Annotated in this window: 14 protein-coding genes and 1 pseudogene; 3 read left to right on the top strand and 12 right to left on the bottom strand. The window is 71.4% G+C overall.

Translation table 11 applies throughout. The features are described 5' to 3' along the window. Positions 1 to 195: 195 nt before the first annotated feature. Positions 196 to 1542, top strand: coding sequence for a UDP-N-acetylglucosamine 1-carboxyvinyltransferase (gene murA / locus AB0E07_RS10885; protein WP_362248430.1), 1347 nt, complete (start codon positions 196 to 198; stop codon positions 1540 to 1542). A gap of 153 nt (positions 1543 to 1695) precedes the next feature. Here the strand turns inward: murA and AB0E07_RS10880 are convergent, their stop codons facing one another. From AB0E07_RS10880 to AB0E07_RS10855, 6 genes are all read right to left on the bottom strand, one after another. Next, entirely contained in the window at positions 1696 to 1977 is a 282-nt protein-coding gene (locus tag AB0E07_RS10880; RefSeq protein WP_007382399.1) for an HU family DNA-binding protein, read from the bottom strand. Between the two features lie 330 nt (positions 1978 to 2307). Beyond that, positions 2308 to 3732, bottom strand: coding sequence for an NAD-dependent malic enzyme (locus AB0E07_RS10875; protein ID WP_362248427.1), 1425 nt, complete (start codon positions 3730 to 3732; stop codon positions 2308 to 2310). Positions 3733 to 4098: 366 nt separating this feature from the next. Beyond that, positions 4099 to 6396 carry a UvrD-helicase domain-containing protein gene (locus AB0E07_RS10870; RefSeq protein WP_362248424.1) on the bottom strand — a complete coding sequence of 766 codons (2298 nt, stop codon included), beginning with the start codon at positions 6394 to 6396 and terminating at the stop codon, positions 4099 to 4101. Between the two features lie 83 nt (positions 6397 to 6479). Beyond that, positions 6480 to 7241, bottom strand: coding sequence for a zf-HC2 domain-containing protein (locus tag AB0E07_RS10865; RefSeq protein ID WP_362248421.1), 762 nt, complete (start codon positions 7239 to 7241; stop codon positions 6480 to 6482). 50 nt (positions 7242 to 7291) lie between these two features. After that, positions 7292 to 7876 carry a sigma-70 family RNA polymerase sigma factor gene (locus tag AB0E07_RS10860; RefSeq protein WP_186287205.1) on the bottom strand — a complete coding sequence of 195 codons (585 nt, stop codon included), beginning with the start codon at positions 7874 to 7876 and terminating at the stop codon, positions 7292 to 7294. Between the two features lie 267 nt (positions 7877 to 8143). Next, positions 8144 to 8746 (bottom strand): CGNR zinc finger domain-containing protein, encoded by a 603-nt coding sequence (locus AB0E07_RS10855; RefSeq protein ID WP_362248417.1) that lies wholly within the window; start codon positions 8744 to 8746, stop codon positions 8144 to 8146. 166 nt (positions 8747 to 8912) lie between these two features. On the opposite strand from AB0E07_RS10855, the gene AB0E07_RS10850 reads away from it, so the two are divergent. Continuing rightward, positions 8913 to 9479, top strand: a complete 567-nt coding sequence (locus tag AB0E07_RS10850; protein ID WP_362248414.1) for an anthrone oxygenase family protein — start codon at positions 8913 to 8915, stop codon at positions 9477 to 9479. A 477-nt stretch (positions 9480 to 9956) separates the two neighbouring features. Here AB0E07_RS10850 and AB0E07_RS10845 read toward each other — a convergent pair whose 3' ends face one another. The 3 genes from AB0E07_RS10845 to AB0E07_RS10835 form a co-directional block, all read right to left on the bottom strand. Further along, complete coding sequence (locus tag AB0E07_RS10845) at positions 9957 to 11117, bottom strand: uroporphyrinogen-III synthase (RefSeq protein WP_362248411.1); 1161 nt, start codon at positions 11115 to 11117, stop codon at positions 9957 to 9959. A gap of 121 nt (positions 11118 to 11238) precedes the next feature. Continuing rightward, entirely contained in the window at positions 11239 to 12621 is a 1383-nt protein-coding gene (locus AB0E07_RS10840) for a nitrate/nitrite transporter (protein WP_362248408.1), read from the bottom strand. Between the two features lie 166 nt (positions 12622 to 12787). Continuing rightward, positions 12788 to 13552, bottom strand: a complete 765-nt coding sequence (locus AB0E07_RS10835; RefSeq protein WP_362248406.1) for a hypothetical protein — start codon at positions 13550 to 13552, stop codon at positions 12788 to 12790. Between the two features lie 81 nt (positions 13553 to 13633). Between AB0E07_RS10835 and AB0E07_RS10830 the strand changes: the two genes are divergently transcribed. Further along, positions 13634 to 13783, top strand: a complete 150-nt coding sequence (locus AB0E07_RS10830; protein ID WP_362248403.1) for a hypothetical protein — start codon at positions 13634 to 13636, stop codon at positions 13781 to 13783. Between the two features lie 63 nt (positions 13784 to 13846). Here the strand turns inward: AB0E07_RS10830 and AB0E07_RS10825 are convergent, their stop codons facing one another. The 3 genes and pseudogenes from AB0E07_RS10825 to AB0E07_RS10815 form a co-directional block, all read right to left on the bottom strand. After that, a complete protein-coding gene (locus AB0E07_RS10825; RefSeq protein ID WP_362248401.1) occupies positions 13847 to 15151 on the bottom strand; it encodes an acyltransferase in 1305 nt (434 codons plus the stop codon). Further along, positions 15148 to 17313: a glycosyltransferase gene (locus AB0E07_RS10820; RefSeq protein ID WP_362248398.1), complete on the bottom strand. Its 2166-nt coding sequence runs from the start codon at positions 17311 to 17313 to the stop codon at positions 15148 to 15150. Before AB0E07_RS10820 ends, AB0E07_RS10825 begins: the two co-directional genes overlap by 4 nt. After that, positions 17313 to 18319: pseudogene (locus AB0E07_RS10815) on the bottom strand (hypothetical protein); the annotation flags it as partial. The gene AB0E07_RS10820 and the pseudogene AB0E07_RS10815, both read right to left, overlap by 1 nt.

The following is an 18319-nucleotide window of genomic DNA, read 5'->3' as shown; positions in this document are numbered from 1 at the left end:
GAACGCAGCTCAGCGCCGGATCGGGCGCCCCCGCCGCGCGCCCTCCACGGTGACCCCTCGTGCCCGGCGACGAACCGTTCGTGTTGTGACACAGCTATGACGTATCTGGGTGGTCCTTGGGCTTACAGAAGGGGGGTGCGCGGCGATTACCCTGTTTCCTTCGGCCCCTGCCCCACTCATCGGAACGCGAGATACATGACCGTCAACGGCAATGACGACGTACTGCTCGTCCACGGCGGAACCCCGCTGGAGGGCGAGATCCGTGTCCGCGGCGCGAAGAACCTCGTGCCGAAGGCCATGGTGGCCGCCCTGCTGGGAAGTGAGCCAAGCCGGCTGCGCAATGTTCCGGACATCCGTGACGTGCGCGTCGTACGCGGTCTGCTCCAGCTGCACGGGGTGACGGTCCGTCCGGGCGACGAGCCCGGCGAGCTGGTGATGGACCCGTCGCACGTGGAGAGCGCCAACGTCGCTGACATCGATGCCCACGCGGGTTCGAGCCGTATCCCGATCCTCCTGTGCGGTCCGCTGCTGCACCGCCTCGGGCACGCCTTCATCCCGGGTCTCGGCGGCTGCGACATCGGCGGCCGGCCCATCGACTTCCACTTCGAGGTGCTGCGGCAGTTCGGCGCGACGATCGAGAAGCGCGCCGACGGCCAGTACCTGGAGGCACCGCAGCGGCTGCGCGGCACCAAGATCCGGCTCCCCTACCCGTCGGTGGGCGCGACCGAGCAGGTGCTGCTGACCGCGGTGCTCGCGGAGGGCGTCACGGAGCTGTCCAACGCGGCCGTGGAGCCCGAGATCGAGGACCTGATCTGCGTGCTGCAGAAGATGGGCGCGATCATCGGCGTGGACACCGACCGCACCATCCGGGTCACCGGTGTCGACCAGCTCGGCGGCTACACCCACCGCGCGCTTCCGGACCGCCTGGAGGCCGCCTCCTGGGCGTCCGCCGCGCTCGCGACCGAGGGCAACATCTACGTCCGCGGCGCCCAGCAGCGCTCGATGATGACCTTCCTGAACACCTACCGCAAGGTCGGCGGCGCCTTCGAGATCGACGACGAGGGCATCCGCTTCTGGCACCCGGGTGGCCAGTTGAAGTCCATCGCGCTGGAGACGGACGTGCACCCCGGCTTCCAGACCGACTGGCAGCAGCCGCTGGTGGTGGCGCTCACGCAGGCCACGGGCCTGTCCATCATCCACGAGACGGTCTACGAGTCCCGGCTCGGCTTCACCTCCGCGCTCAACCAGATGGGCGCCCACATCCAGCTCTACCGCGAGTGCCTGGGCGGCTCCGACTGCCGCTTCGGCCAGCGCAACTTCCTGCACTCGGCCGTGGTGAGCGGTCCGACCCGGCTCCAGGGCGCCGACCTGGTCATCCCCGACCTGCGCGGCGGCTTCTCGTACCTCATCGCGGCGCTCGCGGCGCAGGGCACCTCCCGCGTCCACGGCATCGACCTGATCAACCGCGGCTACGAGAACTTCATGGAGAAGCTCGTCGAACTCGGCGCGAAGGTCGAACTCCCGGGCAAGGCCCTCGGCTAGCGGTCACACGAACGCCGAAGGGGCGGCACCCGGATCCGGGTGCCGCCCCTTCGGCGTTGCTGAAGCGCCCTCAGGGGCGCGGGGAACTGCGCGACCAGCCACAACGGGCCCGCAGTCGCCCACCGCGCCGAACCATGACGGCGAACAGGCGCCTTACTTACCCTTGGCGGCTTCCTTGAGCTTCGAGCCCGCGGAGACCTTCACGCTGTAGCCGGCCGGGATCTGGATGGGGTCGCCGGTCTGCGGGTTGCGCGCGGTGCGAGCGGCACGGTGGGTGCGCTCGAAGGTCAGGAAGCCGGGGATGGTGACCTTCTCGTCGCCCTTGGCGACGATCTCGCCGACGGTCTCGGCGAACGCGGCCAGAACGGCGTCGGCGTCCTTGCGGGTCACCTCGGCGCGGTCGGCCAGCGCGGCCACCAGCTCACTGCGGTTCATGTTGTTACTCCCGTGTTCTTCTTGCTGTTGAGGCGTGCCACGCGGCAAAGCCGCACAGTGGGCACAGCGAAGCCGATGCTGCCAGGGTCCTCGGACAGTCCCCGGACCGGGTCCCGTCCTCAGACCCTCGCGCCCAGAGACGCATCCTGCCCCTACCTGCGGCGGGAAAGCCAATCCGGCACCCGTCCGAGTCGTGAGAACACCCTTGGGAGTCACACGAAGCGAGGGCCTGGGCCTGGCGGACACGATAAACGGCCCGCACGGGCCCCCGGTTCCGCGACGCGCCGCGACAAGGGCTTGCCGTGGCGATCGTCACGTCCTTTCGGCGGCTCAGTTCCCGGCCGCGCCGGCCCCGGCCGCCTTCGCCGCGTTGCGCACCGCACCGGCCACCGCGCCCGCGACCTTGTCGTTGAAGACGCTGGGGACGATGTAGTTCGGGTTCAGCTCGTCCTCGGTCACCACGTCCGCCAGCGCCTTCGCGGCCGCGAGCATCATCTCGGTGTTGACCGTGCGGGACTGGGCGTCCAGCAGGCCGCGGAAGACACCCGGGAAGACCAGCACGTTGTTGATCTGGTTCGGGAAGTCGGAGCGGCCGGTGGCCACAACCGCCGCCGTCTGACGGGCGATTGCCGGGTCCACCTCGGGGTCGGGGTTCGCGAGCGCGAACACGATCGCGCCCTCCGCCATCGCGCCCACGTCGTCGCCGTCGAGGACGTTCGGGGCGGAGACGCCGATGAAGACGTCCGCGCCGCGTACGGCCTCCTTCAGGGTGCCGGTCAGACCCTCGGGGTTGGTGTTGTCGGCGATCCAGCGCAGCGGCGAGTCGGAGGCGGCGTCCACCAGGTCGGCGCGCCCGGAGTGGACGACACCGTGGATGTCGGCGACCACCGCGTTCTTCACGCCGGCGGCGATCAGCAGCTTCAGGATGGCCGTACCGGCCGCGCCCGCGCCGGACATGACGACCCGGATGGACTCGATCGACTTGCCGGCCACGCGCAGCGCGTTGGTCAGGGCCGCGAGGACGACGATCGCCGTGCCGTGCTGGTCGTCGTGGAAGACGGGGATGTCGAGGGCCTCGCGCAGCCGGGCCTCGATCTCGAAGCAGCGCGGCGCGGAGATGTCCTCCAGGTTGATGCCGGCGAACCCGGGGGCGATGGCCTTGACGATCTCCACGATCGCGTCGGTGTCCTGGGTGTCCAGGCAGATCGGCCAGGCGTCGATCCCGGCGAACCGCTTGAACAGGGCGGCCTTGCCCTCCATCACGGGCAGCGCGGCCTTGGGGCCGATGTTGCCGAGGCCGAGGACCGCGGAGCCGTCCGTCACGACCGCGACGGAGTTGCGCTTGATGGTGAGGCGGCGGGCGTCCTCGGGGTTCTCGGCGATCGCCATGCAGACCCGGGCCACGCCGGGCGTGTAGACCATGGAGAGGTCGTCACGGTTGCGGATGGGGTGCTTGGACTGCATCTCGATCTTGCCGCCGAGGTGCATCAGGAACGTACGGTCGGAGACCTTGCCGAGGGTGACGCCCTCGATCCCGCGGAGCTGCTGGACGATCTCGTCGGCGTGTCCGGTGGACGTGGCGGCGATCGTGACGTCGATACGGAGCTTCTCGTGCCCGGACGCGGTGACGTCGAGGCCGGTGACCGAGCCTCCGGAGGACTCCACGGCGGTGGTGAGCTGCGAGACGGCGGTTCCGCTCGCGGGCACCTCCAGCCGGATGGTCATCGAGTAGGAGACGCTGGGCGCCGTTGCCATGGCCGACTTCCTCTGCTTTCACCGTGTCGCTAGTTGTGCCGTCTGATCGTCGCACCTACCGCTGAGTACGCGGTAGCCGCCCCGGATTGCGGACTTTTTGTTCACCGGGTGGCGACGATTGCGGAAAACATCTTCCACGATGCGAGAATCCATCGGCCAGTCCTGGAGCGGCAAAGAGGCCCACGTCACATTCGACGTGGGCCTCTTCGTTGCCTTTTCGCTGGCTGAGTGACACCGGCCCGCCATGCTCGCCTCGCGGCAAGTGGTCGCTCGTAGCGACGAAGGTTGGGCCCGGGGGCTTGGATCGGGCCGGTGTCACACCCAGGCTAACAAACCGATCCCGTAAGACCATTCCCGCACCGGCGGTCAGTCCCGGAGAAGATCCGGCACCCCCGACGCGTCCGGCTCGTCGCGCTCCGCCGAGACCACCGTGAGCTGCTGGGTGGCCCGGGTGAGGGCGACGTAGAGCACCCGCAGACCGGCCGGTGACTCGTCGGCGATCTCCGCCGGGGAGACCACGACGGTCGCGTCGTACTCCAGGCCCTTGGCCTCCAGGCTGCCGAGGGCGACCACCCGGTCGCCGAGTCCGTCCAGCCAGCGGGCGGCCTCCTCGCGGCGCTGCATGGCGACGACCACGCCCACCGTTCCGTCGACCCGCTCCAGCAGCCGGGCGGCCTCCTCGCGGACGGTCCGGCCGAGCGAGGGGTCCACCACCGCGAAGCGCGGCCGGACGCCGGTGGACCGCACGGCCGAGGGCGAGGTGGAGCCGGGCATCGCCAGCGCCAGGACCTTCGCGGCCAGTTCGGCGATCTCCGCCGGGTTGCGATAGTTCACGGTCAGCTCGAAGCGGCGGCGCGGGCGGGTGCCGAGCGCCTCGTCGCGGGCCTCGGCCGCCTCGTCCGGGTCGGACCAGGAGGACTGGGCCGGGTCCCCGACGACCGTCCAGGTGGCGTGCCGGCCGCGGCGGCCGACCATGCGCCACTGCATCGGGGTGAGGTCCTGGGCCTCGTCGACGATCACATGGGCGTACTCGGTGCGCTCCTGGGCGAGCCGCTCGGCCCGCTCGCGCTGGGTCTCCTCGCGCACCGGCATCAGCTCCTCCAGGCCGGTGAGCTGGTCCAGCGGGTCCAGTTCGCGCTTCTTGCGGGGGCGGGCCGGGGTGCCGAGGATCGCCTGGAGTTCGTCGAGCATCGCGATGTCGTGCACCGAGTGGCCCTCGCGGCGCAGCGAGCGGGCGACCCGGCGCACCTCGCCCGGGTTCAGGATGCGCCGGGCCCAGCGGCCGAGGCGCTTGTCGTCGGCCATCGCCGCGAGGACCGCCTTCGGGGTCAGCTCGGGCCACCAGGCGTCGAGGAACTCGATGAAGGAGTCCTCGGTCGTCACGTCCTCGTCGAAGGAGGAGCGCAGTTCGGCGGCGAGTTCGGGGTCGCTGTGCCGGGTCGCGCCCCCGGACCGCGCCCACAGCGCGTCCAGGAGGAGCTTGCGGGCGCGCGGGCGCAGCAGGTTCACGGGGGCGGTGCCGCTGAGGGCGTTGCGGCGGACCGCCTCCAGTTCCTGGTTCTCCAGTTCCAGCCGGCGGCCGAAGGCGACCACGCGGAGCCGGGTCGGGGAATCGTTCATCTCCAGGGCGCCGCGGGCGGCCTTCCGCAGCACCTTGAGCATCCGGTACGAGCCCTTGGCGCGGGCCGTGGAAGGGGAGTCGTACAGCCCGGCCTCCGCGCCGTCGACCAGGGAGCCGATCGCGCGGATCGCGACCTGGCCCTCCTCGCCGAGCGAGGGCAGCACGCCCTCGGTGTACGCCACCAGCAGCGGGGTCGGGGAGACGATCAGGATGCCGCCCGCGTACCGGCGCCGGTCCTGGTAGAGCAGGTAGGCGGCGCGGTGCAGCGCGACGGCCGTCTTGCCGGTGCCGGGGCCGCCCTCGACGTAGGTCACGGAGGCGGCGGGGGCGCGGATGACGAGGTCCTGCTCGGCCTGGATGGAGGCCACGATGTCCCGCATGGAGTGGGTGCGGGCCTGTCCCAGGGCCGCCATCAGGGCGCCGTCGCCGATCACGGCCAGTTCGGCCCCGTGCAGCGACGCCTTCAGCTCGGGGCGCATCAGGTCGTCCTCGACGCCGAGGACCCGGCGGCCCTTGGAGCGGATGACGCGGCGCCGCACGACCCGGCCGGGGTCGACCGGCGTGGAGCGGTAGAAGGGGGCGGCGGCCGGCGCCCGCCAGTCGATGACCAGCGGGGCGTAGTCGTGGTCGAGGACGCCGATCCGCCCGATGTGCAGGGTCTCGGCGATGTCGGCGGTGCCGTCGGCGCGGACCGCGCCCTCGGCGGGCTCCACGGCGGTGTACGCGCCGTCCGGGCCCTTCTTGCCGTCCTTGCCGGCCAGCAGGTCGATCCGGCCGAAGAGGAAGTCCTCGTACTCGTTGTTCAGCCGGTTGAGGTGGACGCCGGCGCGGAAGACCTGGGCGTCCCGCTCCGCGAGTGCGCCGGGGGTGCCGACCTGGCCGCGCTGGGCCGCGTCGTGCATGAGGAACTCGGCCTCGTGGATCTTCTCATCGAGGCGCCGGTACACCTGGTCCAGGTGTTCCTGTTCGACGCTGATCTCACGGTCCCGGACCGAATCCGGAACCGAGTCGACCGCGGTTTCCTGCTGAGCCTGTGCGGCCACCGGGCCCCCTTCTGACGTGCTGGGCAGCCGTCAACCGTACGCGAAGGGGGCCCCTGGAAGCTATGCGTCCGCGGTGTGTGGCCTCACACGGCCACCTCGACCAGCCGTTTGCCCTCGAAGGTCATCACCTCGAAGCGTTCGATCTCCTCGGGGGTGAAGGCGGCCCCGCCGTGGACGTAGAGCGGCTGCCTGGCCTGCTCGGTCTCGGCGTCGGGGATGCCGTAGCCCCACTTGGGGACGGACCAGGAGGTGATCGTCTCGCGTTCGCCGTTCTTGCCGACGGCGATCAGGGAGCACTTCTCGGGGCCGGTGACGTTCTTCAGCTCCAGCACCGCGTGGGTGCCCCAGGCCTTCGGCTCCATGGCGACGGTCGCGGTGACCTTGGTGCTCGCGTCGCGGCCGGCGACCCGGTCGGTCATGGCGTCGAAGGCGTCCTTGGCGGGGCTGGTGGAGTGCGCCTCGGTGCTCGTGCCGCTGTCGTCGCCGGTGGTGGCAATGGCCGCGACCGGGCCTCCGATGATCAGTGCGGCGGCCGCGGCGACCATGTAGAAGCTGCGGCGGCGCGTCATCGCGCGGCGCTCGGCGATCTCGTCGACCAGGTTGTTGACCAGCCTCGGGCTGGGCTTCGCCGACAGCGACTCGCCGATGGCGGGCGTGCCGGTGCCGGGCAGGTCCGCGAGCGCGGCCAGCATCGGCTCCATCCCGGCCAGTTCGTCGAGCTGCTGGGCACACCATTCGCAGGTCGCGAGATGGGCCTCGAAAGCGGTTGCCTCGGAGTCGTCGAGAATCCCGAGGGCGTAGGCGCCGACGGTCTCGTGCTCGTTCGTGCCCGAAGATCCCTGCATGGAGCCAGACATACCCGGACCCCCTGCTCCGTATCCCCCGTATGTGTTCATCACGCCGTCACCCCCCGCTCCTCCAGTGCCAGCTTCATCGACCGCAGGGCATAGAACACCCGGGAACGGACAGTGCCGCTCGGTATACCGAGCGTCTCGGCCGCCTCATTGACGGTACGCCCCTTGAAGTACGTCTCGACGAGCACCTCCCGGTGGGCGGGGGTCAGGTCGTCGAGCGCGTCCGACAGCGTCATCAACCACAGCGCCTTGTCGATCTCGTCCTCCGCGGGGATGACCTCCAGCGGCGACGGATCGACCTCCTGCGGCCGGGCCTGCCGGCTGCGGTGGCCGTCGATGACGATGCGCCGGGCGACCGTCACCAGCCAGGGGCGTACCGAACCGGTCGCTCGATTGAGCTGGCCGGCGTTCTTCCAGGCACGGATGAGCGTCTCCTGGACGACGTCCTCGGCGCGCTGCCGGTCTCCGGCGACCAGGCGCAGGACGTACGCGAGCAGGGGTCCCGCGTGCTCTCGATAGAGAGCACGCATCAGCTCCTCGTCAGGTTCGACCGAGGGCTGGGACATGCGATGTCGGGCCCTCGATCCACGTTCCTTGGCCACGGCCGCATCCTTCCGCACGCCCACCTCCGATGTCCCCGTTTCGCCTGGGCGAGCCCAGTCGGTCGCTCCACCACCCGTACGGACCCGACGGGTTGCGTGTTCAAAGTGGGGTGACAGTTTTCTTCGGGATGACATGACGGAGGGGACACCGAGGCACATTCCCACCTCAAAGTCTTTACAGTTCCCTCACTTGAGGACGGGCCGACCGCGTGACGCAACCCCTGGACCGGTAAACCCCATGTAATCGAAATCACTTCGACAGTCGCGCCGCACAACGGACATAAGGAACCGTCAGGCGCGGGCGAGCGCCGCCCGCCGCCGGTGCCGGGCGACCCGCTCGCGGTTTCCGCACACCTCGCTGCTGCACCAGCGGCGGCGCCGGCCGCGCGAGGTGTCGAGGTACACGATGGGGCAGTTGTCCCCCTCGCACTCCCTCAGCCCCGCCCGCGTGGGCGGGTCCGTGAGCAGTTCCACCGCGTCCCGGGCGACGGCCGCGAGCAGCGCGGACCGCTCCGGCGGTCCCGCCAACTCCCTTACCAGTGTGCCGTCCTGGGCGCGGACCGCGCGGGGGGCCGGCGGCGCGGTACGGGCGGTCTCGTTCACCCGGGCGAGCGCCGGGCCGTACGAGGGGCGGGGCCCGGCCTCGGTGCGGAGCGCGCCGCGGACCAACGGGTCTATTCGGTCGCGCAGTTCACGGAAGCCGAGGAGCCAGGTGTCGTCGGCGTGGCCGAGCGGCGTCCCGGGCGGGACCAGCCCGGACCCCGTGATCCACGCGCACAGCACCTCGACGGAGTCGAGCCGTTCCACGGGGTGGGCGGTGACGAGGAGATCGAGACAGATCCGCCCGGCGTCGAAACGCAGCTCGTACGGGGCCGTGGCCGTACCCAGTGCCATGTGCCTGTCACCGCCTTGGGGTCACCCCGGGTCCGGCCCCGGACGAACCGTTCCCTCTAACAGTGCCTGCCCGCTTCCGCGCCCGGAACCCCTCGTGGGACGCGCGCGTATGCGGGCGCGCGTCACGGCCATGTCCCCGGTGCCGCGCGCGGACTTGACTGAGGGCATGACGACGACGCGCTCACGCACTGCCGTACTGACCGCGGCCACGACCACCACGGGCCTGCTCGCCGGCTCCTTCTACGTCTTCGCCTGCGCGGTGATGCCGGGTCTGGCCCGCAGCGGGGACGCGGTGTACGTGGCGGTGATGCGGGACATCAACGAGGTCATCCAGAACCCGGTGTTCCTGACGAGTTTCCTCGGCGCGCCCCTGCTGACGGGGCTCGCGGTGTGGCGGGCCCGGGGCGAGCGGCGGGGCCTGCTGTGGGCCGCCCTCACGGCCAACGTGCTCGCACTGCTGGTGACGGTGACGGTGAACGTCCCGCTCAACGACCGGCTGGCCGGGTCGGGAAGCGCGGCTGCCCTCCGGGCGGGGTTCGAGGGGGCGTGGGTGGGGTGGAACGTGGTGCGGGGCGTGCTGGTGACGGTGGCACTGGTGTGCCTGACGGCCCACACGGCCACGACTCGCCTTCCGGCGGGGGCGGACCGGGGGTTCACCCCCGGTGGGGGGAGCCGTCCGGCGGGGTTGAGCGCAGCGGCCGACGGGATGGAGCGCTCCGTCCGGCGGGATTGAGCGCTCCGTCGGCGGGGTTGAGCGCTCCGTCGGCGGGGTTGAGCGACGGTCCGGCGTGGCGGCCCGGCGTGACAGGCCGGTTCGGCGTGACAGGCCGGTTCGGCGTGACAGGCCGGTTCGGCGTGACAGGCCGGTTCGGCGGCCGTCGTGCGAGGGCCGGGTGGGCCGTGGGCCCTGGGCCTCGCGGAACACGCGACCGGGACCGGCCGGGACCGGGTGGCCAGGTGCCCGCCCGGCGGGGGGCTCCGCACGCAGCGGGTTGAGCGACAGCCCCGAATGACGGCCGTCCCCCAAGAGCCCGGTGGGCCGTGGGCCCTGGGCCTCGCGGAACACGCGACCGGGGCCGGCCGGGACCGGGTGGCCAGGCGCCCGCCCGGCGGGGGATCCGCACGCAGCGGGTGAGGGCCCGCCTGGGTGCGCGACCGCCCCGGGGTACGACGAGGTGCCCGCCGACGAAGGAGGTGCCCGCCGGGGGCGTTACACGTCCGCGTACTTGGAGTCCGCCGCCGGGTCCAGGGCCAGGCGGTAGCCGCGCTTGACCACGGTCTGGATCAGCTTCGGGGTGCCGAGGGCGGTACGGAGGCGGGCCATCGCCGTCTCCACCGCGTGCTCGTCGCGCCCGGCGCCCGGGAGCGCCCGTAGGAGGTCGGCGCGGGCCACCACCCAGCCGGGCCGCCGGGCCAGCGCCCGCAGCAGGGACATACCGGCCGGCGGAACGGGTCGCAGGGCCCCGTCGACCAGGACCGCGTGCCCCCGGATCTCCACCCGGTGCCCGGCGATCGGCAGCGCACGGGCCCGCGTGGGCAGTTCCTGGCACAGCAGCTGGACCAGCGGCCCGAGCCGGAACCGCTCGGGCTGGACCGTGTCGATGCCATGGGCTTGCAGCGGCAGCGCGGTCACCGGACCGACGCAGGCCGGAACGACGTCGTGGTTCAGCGCGGCGAGCAGTTCCGGCAGCAGCCCCCGCTCCTCCGCCCGGGAGATCAGCGAGGCCGCAGCCGGGGCACTGGTGAAGGTCAGCGCGTCAAGCCCCCTGGACACCGTCGCGTCCAGCAGACGGTCGACCGGGCTGAGGTCCTCCGGCGGCATCCACCGGTACACCGGCACCCCCACCACCTCCGCGCCCCCGGCCCGCAGCGCCTCGACGAAACCGGGCAGCGGCTCCCCGTGCAGCTGCACGGCGATCCGCCGGCCGTCGATGCCCTCCTCCAGCAGCCGGTCGAGCACCTCGGCCATGGACTCCGACGACGGCGACCAGTCCTCGGTCAGCCCGGCGGCCCGGATCGCGCCCTTGACCTTCGGGCCGCGCGCGAGGAGTTCCACACCGCGCAGCCGGTCCAGCAGGGACTCGCCGAGCCCCCAGCCGTCGGCGGCCTCGACCCAGCCGCGGAAGCCGATCGCGGTGGTGGCGACCACGACGTCCGGGGCCTGCTCCACGATGTCCTTGGTCGCGGCGAGCAGTTCACCGTCGTCGGCCAGTTGCACGATGCGCAGGGCGGGTGCGTGCAGGACGCCCGCGCCGCGCCGCTGGAGCAGTGCCGCCAGTTCGTCGGCCCGGCGCGCGGCGGTGACCCCGACGGTGAACCCCGCGAGGGGACCGTGTTGCCCTTGACCGGGCTTGTGCTGTTCGTCGTACATAACTCTCGTCCCGGGCTCGAGTCGTCACATATCGGGCGTCACCCGCATGCCGACCGAGCCTGTCAACGGTCCGTGACAGGCTCGGTTCGGCTTGATGTCGGCAGTGTTACGTCACACCGGCTCACACCTCGGCGTAGCTGAGCTGCGACTTCTCCTCCGAAGCGGTTGCCTCGGCCTGGGGCTGCGCGGCCGGGCGGCGAAGGTATACGGCCCAAGTGACAGCGAAGCAGGCGCCGTAGAAGGCGAGGAAGGCGACGAAGGCTCCGGTGCCGGAACCCACCGAGAGGAAGGACTGGCGGAAGGCGAGGTTGATGCCGAGTCCGCCGAGCGCGCCCACCGCGCCGATCAGGCCCATGGAGGCGCCGGACAGCCGGCGGCCGTAGACCGCGGCCTCGTCCCCGGTGAGCCCCTTGGCGAGGGCCTTGGCGTGGAAGATGCCCGGGATCATCTTGAACGTCGAGCCGTTGCCGAGGCCGGTGAGGACGAACAGGGCGATGAAGGCGGTGGTGAAGAGCGGCAGCGACTCCTGCATCGAGGCCACGATGATCACCGCGGTCGCGGCGGCCATGCCCACGTAGTTCCACAGCGTGATCTTCGCGCCGCCGTACCGGTCGGCGAGGGCGCCGCCCACGGGCCGGATCAGCGAACCGAGCAGCGGGCCGATGAAGGTGACGTACGCGGCCTGGAGCGGGGTGCGGCCGAACTGCGTCTGGAGGACCAGGCCGAAGGCGAAGCTGTAGCCGATGAAGGAGCCGAAGGTCCCGATGTAGAGGAAGGACATGATCCAGGTGTGCGCCTCCTTGACGGAGTCCCAGGCGGCGCCGGTGTCGTTCTTCACCGAGGTGATGTTGTCCATGTACATCGCGGCGAGGACGGCGGCGATGACGATCAGCGGGATGTAGATGCCGAGCAGCACGCGCGGGCCGCCGCTCGCGCCGATGACGGCGAGACCGATGAGCTGCACGACCGGCACACCGATGTTGCCGCCGCCGGCGTTCAGGCCGAGCGCCCAGCCCTTCTTCCGCAGCGGGAAGAAGGCGTTGATGTTGGTCATGCTGGAGGCGAAGTTGCCCCCACCGATACCGGCGAGCATCGCGCACAGCAGGAACGTGGTGAAGGACGTCCCCGGTTCCATCACGATGAACGCGGCGACCGTGGGCAGCAACAGCAGGGACGCCGAGATGACCGTCCAGTTCCGCCCGCCGAAGATCGCGACGGCGAAGGTGTAGGGCACCCGGACGACGGCGCCGACCGCGGTCGCCATCGAGACGATGAAGAACTTGTCCGCCGGGGTGAGGCCGTACTCGGGTCCCATGAAGAGGACCATCACGGACCACAGCGTCCAGATCGAGAATCCGATGTGCTCGGAGAGGACGGAGAAGAACAGGTTCCGGCGGGCGATCTTCTCGCCCTTCTCGTTCCAGAAGGTCTCGTTCTCCGGATCCCAGTGCTCGATCCAACGGCCTCCCCTGCTCGCGGCGGGGGCAGTACTCGGGGCTGTCATGACGCCTCCACGGGGCTCCGGGCTCAGGTCGTACTCCAGGGAGTGGCTGATCCCGAAGGTAGGGAGAGCGCGTTTCCTGCCTGTGGCACCGGGTGACCGGAAAGGAACTTTGCTCTCACCTCGTGGCGAGGTGGGATGAGAGGTTCCCGTGACCGGGGCGGCCCGGTCAGGGCGCCGGAGGCTGCCAGTGCGGGTTCTGCTGGGGGTGCGGGGGCTGCTGCGGGTAGGGCTGTGCGCCGTAGGGCCCGGCGGGAGCGGCGCCGTACGGAGCACCGGCGCCGTAGGGAGCCTGGGCGCCGTACGGGCCACTCGCGTACGGGTTCGCCTGCCCGGCGACGCGGACCCCCGCCGGCAGGTACCGCAGCCGTCCGGTGGCGTCGTTCACCGGGTGGAAGCCCGCGGCCAGCAACCGCGCGGCGAACTTGGCGTTGCGTCTGCGGTTCACGGCGAAACCGACGCCGAGACCGCCCAACAGCAGCACCCACAGCCCGCCCGCGATGATCCAGGCCACGCTGCCCTGCCCCGGCCGCAGGGCGACGGCGAGACAGCCGAGGCTGCCGCCGAGGGCACCGAGGGCCATCCGCTTCTCGGCACTCTTGCCGGTGAGGTCGAAGTTGATGCGCGCCTTGAGCAGCTCGAAGGCGTCCGGCACGAGGGGCGGTACGGAGACGCCGTCCCCGGCGTTCGGGTACTGCGCCCAGTTCTGCGCGGCGCGGGCACGGGCGTGCGGGCTGTGGTCGGGCACCAGCAGCATCACGAGCGCGGAGTTGTGGCTGCCGCCCTGCCGGACGTCGGCGTACTCGTACCCGAACTGCTGGGCGATGAAGGCGAGCCGGGCCAGCTTCTTCACGGAGGCCATGGCACTGGTCAGCTCGACGGGCTCGCCACCCGCCATCAACCGCAGCATCTTCCGCACCTGCCGCTTGCTCACCGCACCCCACTCCCCCTCACACACGCAACACGCCCAGTGTTCCATGGGGGTACGACAGTCGAAGCGTGGGTGGGGGGACTCATGGAGGAGGCGTCACTCGGTGCCTTCCTGGACGAGCGCCGCACGGAACGGGACGCCGTACTGGACGCGATCCGCGCCCTGAGCGCCTTCGGCCCGGTGTTCACCCTGGTCTCGGAAGAACGCGCCCTGGACCCCCTCCTCGACCCCTGACGCTCCCCGACCCAGCACGAAGCCCGCCCCCCGGAATGTTTCGGGGGCGGGCTTCGGGGTGGGTCAGGCGTGGCGTCTGCGGCTCGGTGGGGTGGGTTTGCGGGGCTTCGAGCCGTCCGGCCACAGGCGGGGGCTGCGTTTGGCGGCCAGGTCCTCCACCCAGCCGACGGCCAGGACCGCCAGGGCTATCAGGGGCCAGACCAGGAAGAACATCCAGATCAGGTACGTCGAGTCGAGGGCCGCCACGGCCCGTTCGTTCTCCATGAGGGGGAGGTTGTAGAGGAGGTCCAGGATCGGGACCGTGGCCATGATCAGCAGGTTGTGCCACAGGTAGATCGTGACCGCGCGGTTGTTGGAGAGGGTGACCAGGCGGTCCCACTTCGCCAGGCGGCCGGGGAGTTCCTGCCAGGACGGCGAGTAGATGAGGAGGATGACGACGAAGCCGAAGGACCAGGTGGCCTGGGAGAGCGGGATGTCGTTGAGGTCCCAGCCGTCGGGGCCGAGGTGGTTGGACGCCCACCACAGGCCGAAGGCCATGACGAGCGACGAGGCGGAGACCGCGACATAGCGCGGGATCCTGGTCAGCATGCCCTCGTGGTGGGCGAAGCCCAGGACCCAGCAGCCGCCGTAGACCGCGAAGTCGGTGACCGCGTTGCCGGTCTCGCCGGGGATCTTCACCACGCCCGTGCCGACGACCGCGGTCAGCGCCAGCGGTGCCAGCAGGGTGGGCCAGGGGGCCCGGCGGAACGCCCAGAGCAGCAAGGGCGAGGCGATCACGAACCACAGGTAGGCGCGCAGGTACCAGAGCACGCCCGCCGCCTGGACCGCCCAGGTGTCCTCCAGCACTCCGGACTGGGAGCCGATGGACCAGGGGAACGGCGGTGCGCCGATCGGGACGATGTAGTTGAACAGCTCCACGAGGGCCCAGACCGGCCCGTCCTCGGTGTTCTTCGTCGGGTTCCAGCCGCCCGCGAACATCAGCGTCAGCACCACCGCGCTGAACACCCACAGCGGGGGCAGCAGCCGGCGGACACGGCCTCGGATCACGCCCCACGCGGGGCGCTTGAGCGAGCGGGCCATGAGCGAGCCGGCCAGCGCGAACATCACGCCCATGGAGGGGAACAGCACGGTGAGCCAGGCCCAGCCGAAGAGGTGGTACGCCACCACGCGGACCAGGGCTATGGAGCGCAGGAGGTCCAGGTAGCGGTCCCGGCCCGGCTTCTTCGGCGCGGCGGCCGCGGGCGGGGCATCGGGGACCCGTGTCTCGGGGACCCGTGTCTCAGGCACCGGGACCGCCATCGGCTCCGGCGGCGTCGGGACGCCGTACCCGTACTGCGGGTGCGACTGCTGCGGTGTGCCCTGGCTCATCCCACCGGCCTCCGTTCACGCTGGACCGGGCCGCCCGGCGCCTCGACCACGCCCGTGCGGCGCAGCTTCTGCCAGCGCAGGCGGCCGCCGGTGAGGGCGGTGATCCAGGACTGGAGGAGCACCACGTACATGAGCTGGCGGTACAGGATCTGCTGGAGCGGCAGCGAGATCAGGTGGGTCATGCGTTCCTTGTCGAGCCGGAAGGCGTAGGCCGCGCAGACGGCCTGGATGGCGAGGACGCCCAGCCAGGCGACGATCGTCTTCTGGGTCGGGCCGAAGACGAGGCCGTAGAGGAGGAAGACGTCGATCAGGGGGGCCAGCAGCGGGGCCAGCACCATGAACAGGGAGACCAGCGGCAGGCCGACGCGGCCGAAGCGCCCGGAGGGGCCGCTCTCCACCAGGGCCTTGCGGTGCTTCCAGATCGCCTGCATGGTGCCGTAGGACCAGCGGTAGCGCTGGGACCACAGCTGCTGGACCGTCTCGGGGGCCTCGGTCCAGGCGCGGGCCTTCTCGGCGTAGACGACGCGCCAGCCGTCGCGGTGCATCGCCATGGTGATGTCGGTGTCCTCGGCGAGGGTGTCCTCGCTCATCCCGCCGACCCGTTCGAGGGCCGTGCGGCGGAAGGCACCCACCGCGCCGGGGATCGTCGGCATGCAGCTGAGCATGTCGTACATCCGGCGGTCGAGGTTGAAGCCCATCACGTACTCGATGTGCTGCCAGGCTCCGATGAGGGAGTCCCGGTTGCCGACCTTGGCGTTGCCCGCGACGGCGCCGACGCGCGGGTCGCCGAAGGGCTGGACCAGTTCACGGACGGTGGCGGGCTCGAAGACGGTGTCGCCGTCCATCATCACGACGATGTCGTAGCGGGCGTTGGCCAGGCCCCGGTTGAGCGCGGCGGGCTTGCCCGCGTTGAGCTGCCGGATCACCCGCACGTTCGGCAGGCCCATCGCCTCCACGATGCGCGCGGTGCCGTCGGAGGAGCCGTCGTCGATGACGAGGACCTCGATCGGGTGCTCGCTCGCCATCAGGGAACGGACGGTGTTCTCGATGCACTTGGCCTCGTTGTACGCGGGCACCAGCACCGAGACCGGTTCGGTCACCGGCGGTCCCCAGCGGAAGCCGCGTCTGCGCACCCGGCGGGCGTGCGCGGCGGACAGCACCAGCATCAGCACGAACCGGCTGATCACCAGGAAGCCGATGACCGCGAGCCCGACCACCAGGACGGCGGTGATGTTGTCGGAGGCCTGGACCAGGAAGATCCACGCCTTGCCCTTCCACAGGTCGACGCCGGTCACCTGGCTATGCGCGCTGGGCGCGCCGAGCGCCTCGGTGAGGTTGTCGAACTCGTAGCCCCGCTTCTGCATCTGGGGCAGGAAGCGGTCGAGGGCCTCGACGGTCTGGTGCCGGTCGCCGCCGGAGTCGTGCATCAGCACGATCGCGCCCTGGTGCCCCTTGGGCGTGGCGCGCTCGATGATCTCCTCGACGCCGGGCTTGCGCCAGTCCTCACTGTCGGTGTTGTTGACGACCGTGATGTAGCCGCGCGAGCCGATGTACTCGGTCACCGGCCAGGAGTCGTTGTCCATGGCGTCGGCGAAGGAGGAGTACGGCGGCCGGAAGAGCGAGGTGCGGATGCCGGCCGCGCCGGAGATGGCGAGCTGGTTCTGCGAGAGCTCCCAGTCGATGCGCTCCTTCGACTGGTACGACAGGTCGGGGTGGTTGAAGGTGTGCAGGCCCACCTCGTGGCCCTCGTCGACCATGCGCTGGACCAGATCCGGATAGCGCGAGGCCATGGTGCCGGTGACGAAGAAGACGGCGTGCGCGTCGTACTTCTTCAGCATGTCGAGGACCTTGGGCGTCCACTCGGGGTCCGGTCCGTCGTCGAAGGTGAGGACGAGCCGCTTGTCCGGCACGCTCAGGCTCTCGGTGCGGCCGCCGCGCGCGTCGATGACCGGGCCGCCCTTGAGGATCTCCTCGGGGACCTGGTCGGAGGCGGCCGGCGGGCGGACGCGGTGGTCGGCCAGGATCTCGCTGTGCACGTATCCGCGCAGCATCAGCATGGCCATCAACGCGGCGAGGACGAGCAGGGGCAGCAGCAGGCGCATGGGCAGGCGGCGCCGGGGACCGCCGGACGCTGCGCGTCGGCGGTTGGAGCGGGAGGCCATCAGAGGGAGTACTCCGGGGACGGATCGTACGGGGTGTCGGTGTCGGCCGGTTCGGCGCCGGGGTCGTACAGGACGGAATCGGCATCGGCCGGTCCGGCGGCGGCCGTGTCGACACCGGTGCCGGCGGTGTCGCCGCCCTCGGTCTCGGTCGGTTCGGACGTGGGCTCGCCGGTCTCCGTCGGGGTGGGCTCGGGGTCGGAGGTGGTGGCCGTCCCGGTGGGCTCCGGGTCGACTGTCGGCTTGGTGCCCGTCCCGGTGGTCGGCTTCCTGGTCGCCGTCGCGGTGGGGTCGGTGGCGGTGTCCGGGTCCTCGGCCGTGGCGGAGGCGTCCGGCGCGGTGGCGTCGACGCCCGGGGCGAGCGTGACGCCGTCGCTGACGGAGGGGGAGGCACCGGGGCTGACACCGTCGGCGCCGGCGGTCGGCGCCGACTCCGCGGGGAGCGGTGTGGTGTCCACCTGGCCGGCCGGGGTGTCCTTCTTCGGGTCCTGGACGGGCAGCCAGGGCGCGTTGGAGTTGCCGGACAGCAGGGTGGCGACGATGACGACGGCGTAGACGGCACAGGCGAGGCCCACGGCCATGCCCAGGCGCCGGAAGCGGCGGCTGCGGCGGCCGGACTCGTCCACGAAGACCGGGCCGTCCGCGCCGTCCTGGCCACCGCCGTGCGCGCCGCCCTTGGCGGCCCGCAGCGAGCCGTCGAGCTGGAGGCCCACGCTGTCCAGCTGGATGGTGACCTCGTGGGGGTCGTGGGTGTGCACGGTGTCGGCGCCTTCGCCCCAGGGGTCCTGGATCCCGGCGGCGGTGTCGCGGGCGTCCATCCCTGCGGCGGTCTCGCGGGCGCCGCCCTGGGGCGGGAACCCGGAGAGGGTCTCGCGGGCGCCGCCCTGGGTCGGGAAGGCCGTCGCGGCCTCACGGGCCGTCGCGGCCTCACGGGCCGTCGCGGCCTCACGGGCCGTCGCGGCCTCACGGGCCGTCGCGGCCTCACGGGCCGTCGCGGCCTCACGGGCCG

This window comes from Streptomyces sp. NPDC048002, from assembly GCF_040653275.1.
GTDB lineage: Bacteria > Actinomycetota > Actinomycetes > Streptomycetales > Streptomycetaceae > Streptomyces.
The sequence above is the reverse complement of the archived record's forward strand: the minus strand, read 5'-3'. Positions and strand labels throughout refer to the sequence as shown.

Coding starts and splice junctions, on each gene's coding strand:
- AB0E07_RS10865 (WP_362248421.1), bottom strand. CDS start 7,241: ATGCAGGGATCTTCGGGCACGAACGAGCACGAGACCGTCGGCGCCTAC.
- AB0E07_RS10825 (WP_362248401.1), bottom strand. CDS start 15,151: ATGAGCCAGGGCACACCGCAGCAGTCGCACCCGCAGTACGGGTACGGC.
- AB0E07_RS10880 (WP_007382399.1), bottom strand. CDS start 1,977: ATGAACCGCAGTGAGCTGGTGGCCGCGCTGGCCGACCGCGCCGAGGTG.
- AB0E07_RS10840 (WP_362248408.1), bottom strand. CDS start 12,621: ATGACAGCCCCGAGTACTGCCCCCGCCGCGAGCAGGGGAGGCCGTTGG.
- AB0E07_RS10875 (WP_362248427.1), bottom strand. CDS start 3,732: ATGGCAACGGCGCCCAGCGTCTCCTACTCGATGACCATCCGGCTGGAG.
- AB0E07_RS10855 (WP_362248417.1), bottom strand. CDS start 8,746: ATGGCACTGGGTACGGCCACGGCCCCGTACGAGCTGCGTTTCGACGCC.
- AB0E07_RS10850 (WP_362248414.1), top strand. CDS start 8,913: ATGACGACGACGCGCTCACGCACTGCCGTACTGACCGCGGCCACGACC.
- AB0E07_RS10830 (WP_362248403.1), top strand. CDS start 13,634: ATGGAGGAGGCGTCACTCGGTGCCTTCCTGGACGAGCGCCGCACGGAA.
- AB0E07_RS10845 (WP_362248411.1), bottom strand. CDS start 11,117: ATGTACGACGAACAGCACAAGCCCGGTCAAGGGCAACACGGTCCCCTC.
- AB0E07_RS10820 (WP_362248398.1), bottom strand. CDS start 17,313: ATGGCCTCCCGCTCCAACCGCCGACGCGCAGCGTCCGGCGGTCCCCGG.
- murA (WP_362248430.1), top strand. CDS start 196: ATGACCGTCAACGGCAATGACGACGTACTGCTCGTCCACGGCGGAACC.